Source organism: Bacillus arachidis (assembly GCF_030285945.1).
Lineage (GTDB): Bacteria > Bacillota > Bacilli > Bacillales > Bacillaceae_G > Bacillus_A > Bacillus_A arachidis.
Window position 1 is genome coordinate 1,481,836 of the sequence record NZ_CP127376.1, and the last position, 16,259, is coordinate 1,498,094.

The 16,259-nt window shown below is 35.1% G+C and carries 15 protein-coding genes; 10 read left to right on the forward strand and 5 right to left on the reverse strand.

Annotated features, from left to right (window positions below):
- The first annotated feature begins 134 nt into the window (after nucleotides 1-134).
- Nucleotides 135-2,096, forward strand: coding sequence for a beta-propeller fold lactonase family protein (locus QRY57_RS09065; RefSeq protein ID WP_286017229.1), 1,962 nt, complete (start codon nucleotides 135-137; stop codon nucleotides 2,094-2,096).
- 12 nt (nucleotides 2,097-2,108) lie between these two features.
- Here QRY57_RS09065 and QRY57_RS09070 read toward each other — a convergent pair whose 3' ends face one another.
- The 4 genes from QRY57_RS09070 to deoD all read right to left on the reverse strand — a co-directional run bounded on the left by QRY57_RS09070 (nucleotide 2,109) and on the right by deoD (nucleotide 5,781).
- Entirely contained in the window at nucleotides 2,109-2,303 is a 195-nt protein-coding gene (locus tag QRY57_RS09070; protein ID WP_026591246.1) for a DUF3924 family protein, read from the reverse strand.
- A gap of 130 nt (nucleotides 2,304-2,433) precedes the next feature.
- Nucleotides 2,434-2,964: a tyrosine-type recombinase/integrase gene (locus QRY57_RS09075; RefSeq protein ID WP_026591245.1), complete on the reverse strand. Its 531-nt coding sequence runs from the start codon at nucleotides 2,962-2,964 to the stop codon at nucleotides 2,434-2,436.
- A gap of 107 nt (nucleotides 2,965-3,071) precedes the next feature.
- Nucleotides 3,072-4,886, reverse strand: a complete 1,815-nt coding sequence (locus QRY57_RS09080) for a sensor histidine kinase (protein WP_026591244.1) — start codon at nucleotides 4,884-4,886, stop codon at nucleotides 3,072-3,074.
- 190 nt (nucleotides 4,887-5,076) lie between these two features.
- Nucleotides 5,077-5,781: a purine-nucleoside phosphorylase gene (gene deoD / locus QRY57_RS09085; protein WP_286017230.1), complete on the reverse strand. Its 705-nt coding sequence runs from the start codon at nucleotides 5,779-5,781 to the stop codon at nucleotides 5,077-5,079.
- Between the two features lie 621 nt (nucleotides 5,782-6,402).
- On the opposite strand from deoD, the gene QRY57_RS09090 reads away from it, so the two are divergent.
- Nucleotides 6,403-7,185, forward strand: coding sequence for a DUF8832 domain-containing protein (locus tag QRY57_RS09090; protein WP_286017231.1), 783 nt, complete (start codon nucleotides 6,403-6,405; stop codon nucleotides 7,183-7,185).
- A 5-nt stretch (nucleotides 7,186-7,190) separates the two neighbouring features.
- Here the strand turns inward: QRY57_RS09090 and mprF are convergent, their stop codons facing one another.
- Complete coding sequence (gene mprF, locus QRY57_RS09095; RefSeq protein WP_286017232.1) at nucleotides 7,191-9,773, reverse strand: bifunctional lysylphosphatidylglycerol flippase/synthetase MprF; 2,583 nt, start codon at nucleotides 9,771-9,773, stop codon at nucleotides 7,191-7,193.
- A 218-nt stretch (nucleotides 9,774-9,991) separates the two neighbouring features.
- Here mprF and QRY57_RS09100 point away from each other — a divergent pair, with 218 nt between their 5' ends.
- From QRY57_RS09100 to resA, 8 genes are all read left to right on the forward strand, one after another.
- Nucleotides 9,992-10,381: a hypothetical protein gene (locus QRY57_RS09100; RefSeq protein WP_026591240.1), complete on the forward strand. Its 390-nt coding sequence runs from the start codon at nucleotides 9,992-9,994 to the stop codon at nucleotides 10,379-10,381.
- A 23-nt stretch (nucleotides 10,382-10,404) separates the two neighbouring features.
- Nucleotides 10,405-10,896, forward strand: coding sequence for a DUF3907 family protein (locus tag QRY57_RS09105; protein WP_286017233.1), 492 nt, complete (start codon nucleotides 10,405-10,407; stop codon nucleotides 10,894-10,896).
- Between the two features lie 384 nt (nucleotides 10,897-11,280).
- Nucleotides 11,281-12,195 (forward strand): superoxide dismutase, encoded by a 915-nt coding sequence (locus tag QRY57_RS09110; RefSeq protein ID WP_286017234.1) that lies wholly within the window; start codon nucleotides 11,281-11,283, stop codon nucleotides 12,193-12,195.
- A gap of 110 nt (nucleotides 12,196-12,305) precedes the next feature.
- On the forward strand, nucleotides 12,306-13,427 hold the full coding sequence (locus QRY57_RS09115; RefSeq protein WP_286017235.1) for a D-alanyl-D-alanine carboxypeptidase family protein: 1,122 nt from the start codon (nucleotides 12,306-12,308) through the stop codon (nucleotides 13,425-13,427).
- Nucleotides 13,420-14,016 carry a spore maturation protein SpmA gene (spmA, locus tag QRY57_RS09120; protein WP_286017236.1) on the forward strand — a complete coding sequence of 199 codons (597 nt, stop codon included), beginning with the start codon at nucleotides 13,420-13,422 and terminating at the stop codon, nucleotides 14,014-14,016. The genes QRY57_RS09115 and spmA overlap by 8 nt, the downstream gene beginning before the upstream one ends.
- Nucleotides 14,013-14,543 (forward strand): spore maturation protein SpmB, encoded by a 531-nt coding sequence (gene spmB / locus QRY57_RS09125; protein WP_090691068.1) that lies wholly within the window; start codon nucleotides 14,013-14,015, stop codon nucleotides 14,541-14,543. Before spmA ends, spmB begins: the two co-directional genes overlap by 4 nt.
- A gap of 287 nt (nucleotides 14,544-14,830) precedes the next feature.
- Nucleotides 14,831-15,559 carry a 23S rRNA pseudouridine(2605) synthase RluB gene (rluB, locus tag QRY57_RS09130; protein ID WP_026591234.1) on the forward strand — a complete coding sequence of 243 codons (729 nt, stop codon included), beginning with the start codon at nucleotides 14,831-14,833 and terminating at the stop codon, nucleotides 15,557-15,559.
- Nucleotides 15,560-15,731: 172 nt separating this feature from the next.
- Nucleotides 15,732-16,253, forward strand: a complete 522-nt coding sequence (gene resA, locus QRY57_RS09135) for a thiol-disulfide oxidoreductase ResA (RefSeq protein ID WP_026591233.1) — start codon at nucleotides 15,732-15,734, stop codon at nucleotides 16,251-16,253.
- Nucleotides 16,254-16,259: the final 6 nt, after the last annotated feature.

Genomic DNA, 16,259 nt, shown 5'->3' on the forward strand with positions numbered 1-16,259 from the left:
GTTTTTGTGAAGTAAGGGTGTAGTAAGATGATACATTCATTGATGAGATTTTATAGACTAGTATCCACCAGTTTAATTGTCAATTTTTAAGTGGTAGGAATGTTGTCTAATGAGGGATAAGAAGGAAGGGTCAGATGATGAAGCGCTTGTTTATTGCGGTTGTGTTGCTTCTATGCATTGGGGTGTTTACGAGTTGCGAAGTGAAAATGTCAGGAAAAGAAGTAAAACGCGACGAAGCTGTTCATAGTAATAATATTATAGTAAGCAAAGATGGAAAATGGATTTATACTGCAAATATTGATGTAAATACTGTAACGGTGACAGATGTAAAAAGTAGAAAAGTAGTATCGGAGATTCCAGTTGGAAAAGAACCGAGACAATTAACAATAAGTCCAGATGAAAAGACATTATATGTTTCTTGTATGTATGATAATAAGATAGATGTTGTATCATTAGAAAAGAAAAAAGTGATTGATCGAATTGTAACAGAAATAGAGCCATTTGGTATTGTTACAAATCCAGATGGGACAAAGTTGTACGTATCAAATTTCCGTTCAGGGAATGTATCAGTTATTGATATTGATAAGAAAAAAACAATTCAAAATATTCAAATTGGCGACCGTCCACGAACGTTAGCGATGACAAAAGACGGGAAAAAATTGTATGTGCCACATTATTTAGAGGGGAAAATTAGTGTTGTAGATACAGAGAGTAATAAAGTAAAGAAAGTAATTACGCTTGCTCCTTCCCCAGACAAAGAAGACCATAAAAAGAGTCAAGGGGTTCCCAATACATTAGAGCAATTTGTAATTGCACCAGATGGTAAGACAGCTTGGGTGCCACACATGCTGACGAATACCGATACACCAATTCAATTTGAGGAAACTGTGTTTCCAGCTGTTTCAATTATCGATTTAGAAAAAGATGAAGAAGTTACAAAACAACGTAAGCAATTATTTGAAGCGATGAATGTGAAAGATACAAAGAATGAAACAATGATTGTGTCTAATCCATACGATGTAGTTTTTAATGAAAAAGGGACGAAAGTATTTGTTGTTATGTCAGGTAGTGAAGATCTTGTCATGTTTGATCTAACTCGCGGTGGCAATGCGACACAAATTGTAAGACGCATTCCAGGAAGTAACCCGCGGGGGATTATTTTACTTCCAAAAGAAAACACGTTGGCTGTTCATAATGCAATGAGTCATGACCTGGCATTTCTACAAACAGGTGGCGATGATTCATACGCAAAGGTGAAAGCTGATAAGAAGACAGTTAAATTAATTGAAAAAGATTCTTTACCAAAACTAGTACGCGAAGGGAAAGAAATTTTTTATAGTGCAAATAGTGATAAGTATGCAACAACAATAACCGGAAACAACTGGATGAGTTGTGTGACGTGTCATAGTGATGGAGAAATTAATGGGTTATCATTGATGACACCAAAAGGCAAACGAAATGTACCAAGTAATGTTTTAACTACTCAAACAGGTTTATTTATGTGGGATGGATCACGTGATGATTTCACAGATTATATTCATACTGTACAAGGTGAAATGGGGGGGATGATGGAATTGGATCCAGGAAAAGAGATTCCAAAAGATGCCCAGCATATGTATGATGCGCTGCAGGCATTTTTAGATGATCCTAATTCATTCCCAGTACCAAAGAGCCCGTATCGTCAAGCTGATGGCTCGTTAACTCCTACGGCCAAAGACGGAGAGCAATTGTTTAAAGGAAAGGCAAATTGCTTAACATGCCACGGCGGAGAGAATTTGACCAATAGTACAAAAGCGATAGATGAAAATGGAAAGTTGACAACGAATAATACAAATTTCCTTTATAATATTGGAACTGCGAATGAAACAGATACAGGCTATGAGGGTGACGCACGCGGTAGTTTTCAAAATAAGCGGCAAAAAGGATTTTTTGATCCACCAACACTTCGTGGTGTAGGGGCAACAGCACCATATTTACATGATGGTAGTGCAAAAACAATTGAGGAAGCAGTAGAGAAGCATCAATATGAAGAAAAGCCGCAGTTATCTAAACAGGAAGTTCATGCAATTGCAGAATATGTAAAAGCGATTCAATAGAAAAAGAACAGCTTAGCGCTGTTCTTTTTCATTTACATATTGTTGTAAATCAAATGGAGTTATTTCTTGAATAAACTCTCTTGAGATAAGTGATTGAACAAGAGTGCTTTCTGAAATTGTAGCACCTGTTTTCTTTTGATATGCTTGTTTTAATAAGCCGAGTTTTTCTGCTGTTTCTTTTGGTAATTCAATTGTTAGTGTGTTCATAATTTCTCCCCCTTATTACTAGAGTACCACTACGAAATAAGAGAAACAAGAAAAGAGAAAATGAAACATAAAAAAGGTTACCAAGTTTAAAGTTGGCAACCTTTTTTATGTATAAGAACCATGTTTGTTTTTATGCAATACCGATATATTTTAAAGTTTTTGATGGGGTACTGTGATCAAAGAAGTGTTGTAAGAATGCAATATCAACACCAGATTTGTATGCACAATATCCCCAAGTTTTTCGCAGTGTATGTGAGCTAATCCCTTCTAAACCAACTTCTTTTGCAGCTTTGTTTAAAATATACCATGCATGCTGTCTTGTAATGGATTTTGTTCCTTTTTGCGATTTTAATAATGGTTCATTTCGCTTCCATATTTTACGCTCTCTCATATAATCTTCGATTGCATGCTGTAAATCTTCATTTACAGCAAACCATTTATGTTTTTTTACTTTTTCATTGTAAAATAAAATGGAGTGACGAACATTTTCATTTTCATCGATGACATCACCGACTTTTAATTGTAAAATCTCACTTACTTTTAGACCGGAATTTACAGCTAGTACGAATAGTAAGCCATCACGTTTCGAAGATTGTAAAAGTATATTTTTGATTTTTTCTAATTGTGTTTCGTTTTGAATAGGTTGTCCTGCTTGTTTCATTTCACGCACTCTCCTCTGTTATGTGTGTAAAGGAAAGGATTAACTTGTTTATAACTATAAAGGGAGAGTGTGAATTTCATGTGAACTCCTGGTGAAGTTAAGACAAATTATTTGACTTCTTTTATTTTTTGTAAATCAAAATAAAAAACGACGCTATCATTAGTATTATACACACCGTATTCAGCATGATGAAGTTCTAAGATGTTTTTTACGATTGATAGACCAAGTCCAGTTCCTCCAGTATGGCGGCTACGGGAAGCATCTAGACGATAGAAGCGATCCCATATTTTTTCTAAACTTTCATTTGGGATTGGATTACCAGTGTTTTCAATTTCCACTTTTACTTTTTCTTCATTTTCTATGATGCGAATACGAATCTCTTTACCATCAGGTGTATAGCGAATTGCGTTACTGAGTAAATTTACAACAACTTGCTCAATTCGATTGCGATTTGCTTCAACATGTATAGAAGGATTTGCATCAATTTCTACTTGTAAGTGTTTTTCCTCCATACTAAATAATAGCTTTGTATACACTTGGTGAACAAGTTCACCGATTGAAAAAGTATTCATTTCTAGTTTATACGTACCAGATTCTAGTTTTGCTAATTCTAACATTTCGACGATGAGTCGATTCATGTTTTCTGTTTCCTCTAAAATCACATCTGTATAGTAAGTAGTATCTTTGCTGACACCATCTTTAATTCCTTCAGCAAAGCTTCTAATCACACTAAGTGGCGTTTTTAATTCATGAGATACACCAGAAATGAATTCTTTTCTCGTCTTTTCTAATTGACGTTCTCGCTCGATGTCTTGCTGTAATTTTGTATTTGCAACGTTTAATCGATCTATTCGATCTTTTAGGTTTACGGATAACGTATTAATACTACTAGATAAACCAGCGATTTCATCATCCGCTGAAACAGGTAATTTTTCACTGAAATCGAAGTTAGCCATTTTTTTGGTCACTCGATTTATTTTAATAAGCGGTTTGACAATCATCTTTGAATAATAAAAAGATAATAAAATAATAACGAGAAATACGATAATTAATGCATAGACATAATAATCTTTTAAAACAAGCATTGCTTCATTTACAGGTTGTAAGGAGGTCGTTGCAAAAGCAAATTCTTTAATTTTACCGTTTTCCATGACTGGCTTTACAAAAATTTGGCTTTTTCCATTCTCCTCTTCTCCGATTGTAAATGTTGTCAATTCATTGGAATTGGTTTTACCTAGTATTACAGATAATTCCCAATGTTGAATCCCTTGTAATGTCTCTAAATTATTTGCGAGACGAAGGTCGTTTTTAGAAGGAAGATGTATTTTTGATACAATTCCTTCAAATGTATGAATGCCAAGTCTTGTGTCTTTTGCGTATTTGTTTTTCTTAGCGTTTGTCCAATCAATATTGAATAATTTAAAGTCAGAAATGATATTATCATTTTTCCATGAATTATAACGAGTCGTAATCGTTACCGGTATAATTACGTCTTTTTTTAAAATTCCATCTATGAGAATAACATCATTATTTTTTAACTGTAAATTCATAAACTTGGTATATTCATCAATTGTTAAAATATTGTTGAGTGGAATGGAATACGTTTTATTGGATTTATCGACAATCTCAATATAGTAATTATTTTCATCTTTTATAATTCCATTTGGATCTAATAAAACGACATCAGCGTTTGTTTTTTCGTGAAAGTCTTGTTTGAGCTTCCTTATTTCCTCAAATGTCCTGTCACTTTTTTCATAATTTGATAAAAACTTTTCAAAAGCAGTTTGAACGGTTTGAACTTTTTTATTAATATAAAATTTTTCTAAAAACAACGATTGCCCAAGGAAAAAAAGGAGGAAGGTAACAGTAAATAATGTTGATGTTAATAAAAATAGTTTAAAGACAATACTTCTCTTTTTCACTTCTTCACCTCACAAAAGAATACTCGTATAAATATTTTCTTTAGTATAACAAACGAAAAAAGAAAGAAGAGACTAAAAATCTGTCTCTCTTTGAAGCAGTTTTTTTAAAAAAGTCATATAAAGTAATTCTTTAATTTAGAAAATGACAAAAAAGAACTCGCCAGACGTATGACAAGTTCTTTTTGCATTATTATTGAATCGCCGCGTCTAAAGCAATTTCAATCATTTCGTTAAATGTAGTTTGACGTTCTTCAGATGTTGTTTCTTCTCCAGTGAAGATGTGGTCACTTACTGTTAATACAGATAATGCATTTACACCGTATTTCGCCGCTAATGTATAAAGTGCAGTTGTTTCCATTTCTACAGCTAATACGCCGTATTCACCAAGTTTTTTTACCATGTCCATGCTCTCACGGTAGAACACATCTGCTGTTAAAACATTACCAACGCGAACGTGTAATCCCTTTTCTGTTCCAGCATCATATGCTTTCTTTAAAAGATCGAAGTTTGCAGCTGGTGCAAAGTCAAATCCAGGGAATGTTAAACGATTCATGTTAGAGTCTGTACAAGCCGTCATTGCAATAATTACGTCGCGAACTTTTACATCTTTTTGAATCGCACCACATGTACCTACGCGAATTAAGTTTTTCACTCCATAGCTTTGGATTAATTCGTTAACATAAATAGAAATAGAAGGTACACCCATGCCTGTTCCTTGAACAGAGACAGGTTTCCCTTTGTAAGTTCCCGTGAATCCTAACATACCACGTACATTGTTATAGCAAGTTACATCTTCTAGAAATGTTTCTGCGATATATTTTGCACGTAATGGATCACCAGGTAGTAAAATAGACTCAGCAATTTCACCCTGTGTTGCTTCAATATGAACGCTCATAAAAATCCTCCTTGTTATGTATCGATATAAATCAACATCATTTGCATTATATACTAGGAATTCTATCAAGTGAACTAATCGCCACGCTAATGCGTAAAGTTGGGAGTTTCTCAGTTCCAAGCCGAAAGTAACCTTTTATCTGCTTAAGCGCTACTTTCCGTAGTCTCTACGGTAGATAACTGACGATTGGAGATTCTTTCTGGTGCCTGGATTATTTCACGAGTAGAAGCGTTCGCTTTTTTTCGCATTTTATTTGTCCACTTAACTGTATATAATCAATTGTCAAAGAACACTTCATAATTAGAGTATAACAATAAAAGATATGCTTTGCTACGTAAAAAGTCAATACATCCTCCGTCTATTTGTTTGGATAATGCACCTTCACATGAGTTACAGAAGAAGACTTTAAGTTTGTTGAAAAATTTTACTTGTTTGTAGTATATAAGATACCCTATTTTCAATAATTGGCTATGTAATTTGCAATTTGGCGATATTTTTCTTCTAATAGGAACTTTATTGTATTTCATAGAGGATTTTTATAAAAAAAATAGAATGAATTTTTTTATAATATTCTGTTCAGAAAGATAGTTGTATGAATTGCGTCACGATTTATAAAATAGTATGGCAGGTGATTGTTTGAAAAATCTTGTCATTGGGCTAATTGCTTTACTACTTATTGTAGCTGGTGGATTCTACATGCAAAAGTATAAAGGAACGAAAGAAACAGCAGGAGACATTCGAGAAGTAAAATGGGATATAAAAAATGGAGAGGGAACTGAAAAGGTAGATATTACATTTCAATTGTTTAATAAGAATAACAACGAAATTCGTGGAGTAAATGATCGTATTCGGGCTATTATTGTAGATGAGCAGTTAAAGGGAATTCAGCACATTAAACCTGCATTTGCTGGAAATGGCTCTTATAAGCTATCGGCAAGTGGAGCGAAAGGTAAAGCTTATACGGTTTTCTTATATGAGGATCATAGTAAAACAGAACAGTCCTTTTCTAAGAAAAATTTTGGGGGAGAGGAAAAAGAGAAGAAACAAAAGGATTTAATAGAAGACACAGTACTTACAAAAAAAATTGGTGACTACCAAATGTCACTTTTATTTGAAGCGTTACACCCAAATGAAGCTGCTACACTGACATTTCAGCTGCAAATGAAAAAAGGAGAAAGTGTGAAATTTAGTTCAGGTACTGGAGAAAATGCTGCACTTTATATCGTAGATGAAAAACGTGAACATTTCTTATATGCATTCCCTGTAAATGAAGAAGAGCAACTGCAATATCGTATTACATTTCCAGAAGAAGGGACATATAAAATGTGGGGCACATTTTATATAAATGGAAAAAAGTATGAAAAGGAATTTATAATAAGAGTTCAGAAACGAAAAAACAGCTAGTATCTCTAGCTGTTTTTTCGTTTTCCTATTAATTTTGTTACGGCAAGCATTGTAATTGGTAAGGAATGATTTTTTCGGAATGCTAAATATTTCCCACTCCAAGTTGGTTTGTATTTCTCTTTAAAATGTCGTAATCCACTAAAGCTATACGTATAACGAACATTATTGAAAATTGCTGCAGCGACACGTTCAGACCAAAAGGATTGTGTAGATAAACCAACATTAGAAAGTGGAGCCATACCAATGTTAAAGGAATGATAATCGTTTTCTTTTGCCCATTGGAATAAATGGATAAAGATTGTATCCATAATCCCTCCAGGTGCATCAGGGTAATAGCGCATTAAATCAACAGAAAGTTTACCAGGTTGGTAAACGGGCATAAACGTTGTAAATGCAATGATTTTTCCCTCAGTATCAGATAAAGTTGCAATAGGGGCACGATTTATATACTCACGATCAAAGTATCCAAGAGAAAAGCCCTTTTCTTTTTTTCCTCCAAGCCAAGCGTCTGAAACTATTTTTAATTCCTCATATAACTCATCTGAAAATGGTGGTTGATGGATGGAAAATGTATAACCTTCCCGTTCAAAACGGTTAAAAGTTGCACGTAATCCAGCACGTTTTTTCCCTGATATAGTAAACGTATTTAAATCAACAACAGCCTCTTCACCAAGTTTAAAGAAGTTATAGCCAAAATCATGATATAAGCTCATCCATTTGCTTTCAATTTGATAGAAAACGCAAATATATCCGAATCGATCTGCTTCAGCTAAAAATTCTTGTAGTACTATGCGGAATGAAGACGGATCCCCAATTGGATCGCCAAGTACAACAAGTCTTTTCCCTGTTGTTGAAAATAAAAGAAGTGCTTTTCCATCACTACTAAAGAAGAATTGCTTGTCTCCTAGAAAACCGAGGTGACTTAGTACATTTCCGCCATATTCATCTAAGAAGTTTTGCAAACGTTTATCGCTTGCTGGTTGCCCAGGAAATACACTACGGTACCGATTCGCGATAAGGGAAGCAATGAGTAAAAAGGTTGGAACAAAGAAAGCAGCTGCAAGTGCACTTCGCTTTACTTGTGTAATGTTACGAACGACAAAATCAGGTTTGAAAGCTTCTTTTGCTCCTGCAAATAGGATACCTAAATTTTTATATAAGTATAATGTTAGCAGTAAAAATATAAATACTTTTACTACATCAGAAAGTGAAACTTCCATTTTCTCACGCACAAATCTTTTGCGAAGCATATATAATACGGCAAGTACGATTAGTAAAATAAAAGTCTCTTCAATGTCGATTCCTTTTAGCGTATTAAAAATGGCTGCTCCAATTAAAGAAATAATCGTCATATAGTAGGAACGTTTTGTCCCATAATAAATACCTCTTGATAGAATAAGGAGTAGAATTCCAAATGTTAATGATAAGCTAAAAGAAAATTGAATGAGATATTTTGGAGCTAAAATATGTAATGCATGAGCACGATTTACACTCGTCGGTAAAATGGTTGATAAGATAACCATTAAGCCAGCAAAAACTGTTAAAGCAGCGGATGCCCATGAGCCTAGCTTTCCTAAAAAATCACGTTGCAATGTCCAAATGACACCCGTTGTTTCCAGGGCAGGTGCAATAAATGGTTTATCTTCAATCTTTTTTAGAGCAGCTCCAGTCATTTCGAAAGCCGCAAAAATTAAACCGAGGCAAAATGGTAAAATATAGTATACAAGTCGGTATAATAACATGGCAGGTAAAAGTACGCCTGTATCAATACCATATTGACCCATCCCAGATAGAAAGACAAGGTCAAATGAACCGAGACCACCTGGTACAAGACTGACCACCCCTGCTAATGCAGCAATAACATAAACACCTAAAAACTTTCGGAAATCAATGTCAATTCCAAATAAAATTAAAATAACATACATGACGATGCCGGCAGAAACCCATTCCATTAACGAAACAAGTGAATATAGAACGGTTGGATTCTTTTCCTTTGTTTCTTCTTGTCCTTCTATGTGTTGCTTTTTTCGATTTTTAATTTTGGAGAACCCAATATAAAGCGGTACAAAAAGAGCAAAAAAGATGAGGACAGGCCATAGCCAAGGTTTTTCATGTAATATAAAGGTTGTATCTAGTATTCCTATAAGACCGAGGAATGAGAGAAGGGATAATCCATTTATAAAAGCAGTTGTCATCCAAGCAATGCTTTTGATAAGTTTACCATTCTCTTTTACGTGAGGGCGATATAACATTGTCCGTATACCTGCTCCAACAAGTCCACCAAAACCGATAAATCCATTTAAGGTGTTAGCAATCCAAGAAACACGGAAGATCTTTTGAACAGGCACATCTGCTTTTAAATAGCGGAGCATAACAAAGTCATAAAAGAACATTGTTGAAACAGCAAATGCACCGAGCGTAATAGCTAAAAAGACTCCTCCAGTCGGAATGTTTTTAATTGTTTCAATTGCTTCTTGAAATGAAATACCTGACAATTCTTTCTTAGCTTGAAAGAATACAATTGTCAAGACAACAAATGGGAAAATGATTTTTCCAATTTGTAAGAAACGTTTCCACGAAAACGACATAAATACAACTCTCCTTGCATAAGAAAACTGAGACAATATTCTTATTATGACAAACTTCATGGAAAATAAAAAGGTAAATTGCAGGATATATAAACTATTTTTTATATAAATATAAAAAATAGTTTATATTTTTTACTAAGAATGAATAACGGATTGAAATTTGTTTATTCAGAAAAATAAGTTAAAATGAAACAAAATAAGGAAGAGAGGGAAAGTGGATGGTTATTATAGGTTACGCAGGCTATGAGCTAGAAAAAGCACAACCTAATACATCAGAAGATTTCTTTAATCGATCTGAAGTAACGTATATTTTGGGTGAACAAGAAAAAACATTTTCTGTCTTATATGTGCGTTATTTTGAAGAAATTTTGCAAGAAATTACTCCGTTTGAAGGAAATCCAGTTTTTAAAATAGAAGAACAAGACATATATTTACGTGATATCGTTGCTTTAGCTTGCTTTATTAAGAATAAAGAACTTCGTGGACAAAAGCGTGTATATATTAATGGAATAGAGGAGTTTCAAAAATATTTTGATGATGAAACAGTGGTAAAAGTACAAGACATAATGATTCAGTTACATAAAAATAAAAAAGTAGAAATAGCGTAAAATGGCAAAGGAGAGAAAAGGATATGTCTAATTCAATGGTTGAAAATCAAACGCATCAAGTTTCTGAATTTTTAGAAGAAGTTGTTGATTTAATGACGGATTTTGTTAATTATCATACATTACCTTCTTTATTAGAAGAGTCACCAGAAGGGAATAAACATTATTATGAAGGTTTATTATCATCATTAAGACGACTCCTTGTATTTTGTGAAGAAGGCTTGGATGCGTGTCTTGTTTTATTGAGTAGTCAACCATTTCGAAAAATGGCTGCCGAGAAAACATTATATAAAATTTATCATCAAGTAATTGCTGAATTCTTTTCACCAAAAAGTGATCAGTGGTATGAAAATAGTCGGTCGGCATATACAGGGAAAAATTCCATTGCATTTCAACAAGTACCACCTCGCTCAATTGAAAAAGTAATGCAAGAATTAGAAAGTAAGTTCCAAACAATGCGTGAGGAGCTGGAATATTACGAAACGGACTATCAAACAAAGATGTTACACAAGTATTAGTATAAGATTGGAAGAAAATTATTTTTATTAGGTGGGAGAGAGGATTTGGCCATGGATAGAGGCGGTCAGATCCTTTTTCAGCCTTATCCGAAGTGAGAACAAAAGAAGAACATCAGTAGGGCTTTCTTTTTATCTACATAGCAGTGATTTGCAGGTAGAAAGCATTTCTGAATTGACGAACTGATAGAAAATTATTTTTTAGATGGGGGTTGGGCTGAACGTAAACATTCGATTGGTGAGGGTTGATTAAGGTTTTTATTTACATAAGTATTAGAGAATGCTAAAAGAAGCTAGCGAAAGACTAGCTTCTTTTACTTTTTTGTACGGTATATACAATGCGGACGCTGAATATAGTTAAAGTGGATAGCGTTGAGGGGGTGTCGTATGAATCAGCAAGAGGTATTTACGGATTACTTTTATGAAGTAGAAAGTTGGTGTGAAAGTGTGTTACATGTATTAGATAGTCGTGCAACTGAAGTGTATGACGTCCATATGCTTGCTTATAAAATTCAAACGCTGCTAGATCGTATGAAAGAAAATGAGTATGAAACAGATGCTGAATTACTGTATGAGATAAGTGATGATGTGGAACATATTCAAAATCATTTACAAGAAGTATTTATGCAAGAAAGTGAACAATATGAATTGCATGAAAGAACGTATGCTGAACGATCTGTTCCAATAGGGGGTCACACGCTTCCGCCACTACCCTATCCATACAATGCACTAGAACCATATATTTCTCGAGAAATTATGATGTTACATCATGATAAACATCATCGGAGTTATGTGGAAGGGCTGAATAAAGCGGAAAAAATGATGGAAGAAGCAAGGAAAACAAACCAATTTGATTTAATAAAGCATTGGGAAAGAGAAGCGGCTTTTCACGGTTCAGGCCATTATTTACACACGATATTTTGGAATAACATGAAAAAAGATGGGGGCGGAGGTCCAAGAGGGGCATTATCTCGAGAAATCGAGAATAATTTTGGAAGCTTTTTACGTTTTCAGAAGCACTTTACAGAAGCTGCATCGAAGGTAGAAGGATCTGGGTGGGCTATTCTTGTATGGGTTCCTCGTGCGGGAAGGTTAGAAATTCTACAAAGTACCCTTCATCAATTATTCACACAGTGGGATACAATACCGTTACTTGTGCTTGATGTATGGGAACACGCATATTACTTGCAGTACCAAAATCGAAAAGATGAGTACATTAAAAATTGGTGGAATGTTGTAAATTGGCCGGATGTGGAAAAGCGCTATGAAAGTGCAAAACAGCTTGAGTGGACACCGTATTAGACGCATATTTGTGCGTCTTTTTTTGCTGGTAAAAAAGAATATTTCGTTCATATTTTAAAGGGCCAAGCATACACTTGTACAAAAAGTGTCAAAAGGACGTGGTGGGGAATATGAGACGAATTTGGATTGTAATTGCACTTGTTTTAATGGGTGCAAGTATTATACCGGTTCATACATATGCACAAATGAATGATGTAAGCGCCCATAATGCCGTATTGATGGAAGAACATTCAGGACGTGTTTTATATGGAAAGCTAGAACATGAACCACAAAAGATTGCTAGCATTACAAAAATTATGACTGCCTTACTTGCTGCTGAATCAGGAAGAATGAAAGAGGCTGTACCTATTAGCGATAAGGCTGTTCGAGTAGAGGGTTCGGCCATTTATTTAAAACCTGGAAATAAAGTACCGTTAGAGGATTTAGTGTATGGCCTAATGCTTCGTTCAGGTAATGATGCGGCACAAGCAATTGCTGAAAATGTTGGAGGGAGTATAGAAGGATTTGTTTATTTGATGAATGAAAAAGCGGAACAAATCGGAATGAAAGATACACATTTTTCAAATCCACATGGTTTAGATGGGGATGGTACGCACTTTTCATCTGCATATGATATGGCGCTTTTAACACGTTATGCAATGGGAAATGAAACGTTTCGGAAAATTTTCGGAACAAAAACATATCAATCGAAAGCATGGGATTATCCATGGAAAAACAAGCATAAACTTGTAACTTCTTATTATGAATTTGCAACAGGAGGAAAGACGGGATTTACAAAGAAAGCTGGTCGTACACTTGTTACAACAGCTTCGAAAGATGGTTTAGACTTAATTGTAGTGACGCTTAATGCATCTAATGATTGGGACGACCATATGTCGTTATTTAATCAAGGATTTGAACAGTACGAGTTAACGAAAGTTCTAGGAAAAGGGGCGCTTCCTGGACTACAGGAAAAGAAATATATAAATCATGTTTATATAAAAAATGATTTCTCAGTGCCGCTAAGGAAAGAGGAGAAGAAGCAAGTTAGGCTAGAGCTTGAACTTGATAGAAATGCAACATTAGTAGATGGAGAAAAAGTGGGTAAGACAATTGTGTATATTAATGAAGAGAAAGTAGGAGAGCGTAACTTATTTTATAGCAAGCGCAAGTTGGTTGCTACAACCGGGGTATATTGGAATGACGTGAGAGAAATCTTTTCTCATATGTTAGGTGTTGGAACAGATGGTTAACATCGTATGGGTAGCAATGGCGGTTATTGGGATCATATATGCGATGGTGAACGGTACGATGGAGGAAGTAAATAAAGCGGTCTTTGAAGGGGCGAAAGATGCGGTAACAATTTGTATTGGGCTGATTAGTGTTTTAGTCTTTTGGCTAGGTTTAATGAAGATTGCTGAAGAGGCTGGCTTATTAAAGAAATTGGTTTCGTTTTTTATGCCAGTTGTAAAGAGACTATTTCCAGAAATACCAAAGGATCATCCCTCGATGGGATTTATTTTATCAAATATGATGGCAAACTTTTTTGGACTAGGAAATGCAGCGACACCACTTGGTATTAAGGCTATGGAACAGCTCAAGGAATTAAATGGAGGAAAGGATTCTGCAAGCCGTTCTATGGTAACGTTTCTGGCGTTAAATACATCTGCCATTACATTAATCCCAACTACTGTAATTTCAATTCGGATGACGTATGAATCGGCAAACCCGACAGAAATTGTTGGGGTTACGTTTATCGCACAAGTATTATCGATGATTGGAGCGATTTGGATTGACCGCTATTTTTACCGAAGACGGAGTAGAAAGGGGCGGAAAAAGTGAGCGTTGTGAATACAATTTCATTATGGGTGATTCCGTGTGTTATTGGTTTTATTTTATTATATGGAACGATAAAAAAAGTTCCAACGTACGAATCGTTTGTAGAAGGTGGAAAAGAAGGGATTCAAATTGCTGTCTCTATTCTACCATTTATGGTAGGAATGCTTGTATCTATTTCTATTTTTAGATCATCAGGTGCACTAGATGCGATGATATCAGTAATGAAGCCGATGTTAGATATGATTCATGTACCAGCAGAAATTGTCCCGCTCGCACTTATACGCCCGATTTCTGGGTCGGCCGGTCTAAGTATTACGACAGATTTAATCGCTACATATGGACCGGATTCATTTATTGGAAGGTTAGCGTCTACGATGCAAGGTAGCACAGATACAACATTTTATATTTTAACGGTATATTTCGGCGCTGTTGGAATTCGTAAAATGGGAGATGCATTAAAGGTTGGATTATTTGCAGATTTAATAGGTATCATTTGTTCAATCGTATTTGTTTCCCTATTGTTTCGTTAAACCTATTCATTTTTTGCTTTCATTCGCTTATAATACGTATACGACCACTATTAAGGTGTAGCTTAATAGTGGTTTTTTTGTGGGGTGTTTTTGACAAAATAATGAACTTTTGTTGTAAGCAGTGAGTAGCAGGTAAACAATAATAAAGGATAAAAGTAGCATTTGACCTTTAAAAGTTTGCACTATAGCTATGTGGTTTACGGTGGAAGAGGAAAAACGCTGTAAACCTTAGGCGGTTGCCAACTCTTTCTAATGAAGGTAAGATAAATTTGAGGTGAATTAAGGAAATGGAACGATTACAAAAAGTGATTGCGCAAGCTGGAATTGCGTCAAGAAGAAAAGCTGAAGAACTTATTCAGCAAGGAAAAGTGAAAGTTAACGGTAAAGTAGTGTCTGAGTTAGGAACGAAGGTAACTCCTCAAGATAAAGTAGAAGTAAATAATATCCCTCTTGAAAAAGAAGAACCGATTTATTTCTTACTATATAAACCAACTGGTGTTATTTCGAGTGTATCAGATGACAAAGGAAGAAAAGTTGTCACAGACTTTTTCCCTGAAATTACGCAACGTCTATTCCCAATTGGTCGTTTAGATTATGATACGTCTGGCGTACTCCTTATGACAAACGATGGAGAGTTTGCAAATATATTAATGCATCCGAAATATAAAGTTGAGAAAACATACGTTGCGAAGGTGAAAGGTCCATTAACAGGAGAGAAAATTCGCATGTTAGAAAAAGGTGTTGTATTAGAAGATGGAAAGACAGCGCCAGCACGTGTGAAAATCCTTTCTTGGGATAAACGTAAAGAGATGGCAATTGTGCAATTAACAATCCATGAAGGACGTAATCGTCAAGTTCGTCGCATGTTTGAAGCGCTTGGCTGTAAAGTAATGAAATTAAAACGTGAACGTTATGCTTTCTTAGAAGCAGGAAGCCTACGCCCAGGTGATGCAAGAGAGCTATCACCTCATGAAGTGAAACAATTACGTGCGCTTGCCTCTACAAAACCGAGATAAGCGATAAAGTGAAACTCCCATCCGTGGGGTACTTTATATCCCTCGGATGGTTAATTAAATCGCCCGTTTTGGTGAGTGGTTATGGCAACATAAATACTAAAGTGAACGAAGGACAAGTCATTAGTTACAGAAATTGTTTACATATAAATTCATCAAAGAGAGGAGAGAGAGTATGAAGAAGAATCGCTTAATATTCCGTATTTTCATTTTGCTTATTTTGAGCGTGGCGGTAGGATTTACACTCTATCAAGGTTTTTTTGTTGATAAGGAAAAAATGCAAATCGGGAAACAAGCGCCTAACTTTGTTGTTTCAGATTTAGAAGGAAAGAAAATCGAGTTACATGATCTAAAGGGAAAAGGTGTGTTTTTAAACTTTTGGGGAACATGGTGCAAACCGTGTGAAAAAGAGATGCCTTATATGAATGAGTTATACCCTAAATATAAAGAAAAGGGCGTTGAAATCATTGCATTAGATGCCGATGAAACGAATATTGCAGTGAAAAATTTTGTGAATCAATATGGATTAAAGTTCCCTGTTGCAATTGATAAAGGGCAAGAAATAATCGGTACATATGGCGTTGGGCCACTCCCGACAACATTTTTAATTGATAAAGAAGGAAATGTAATCGAGAAAATTACTGGTACGCAAACGAAGGAGCAAATGGAGGAATACTTAAAGAAAATTACTCCTTAATAAAGA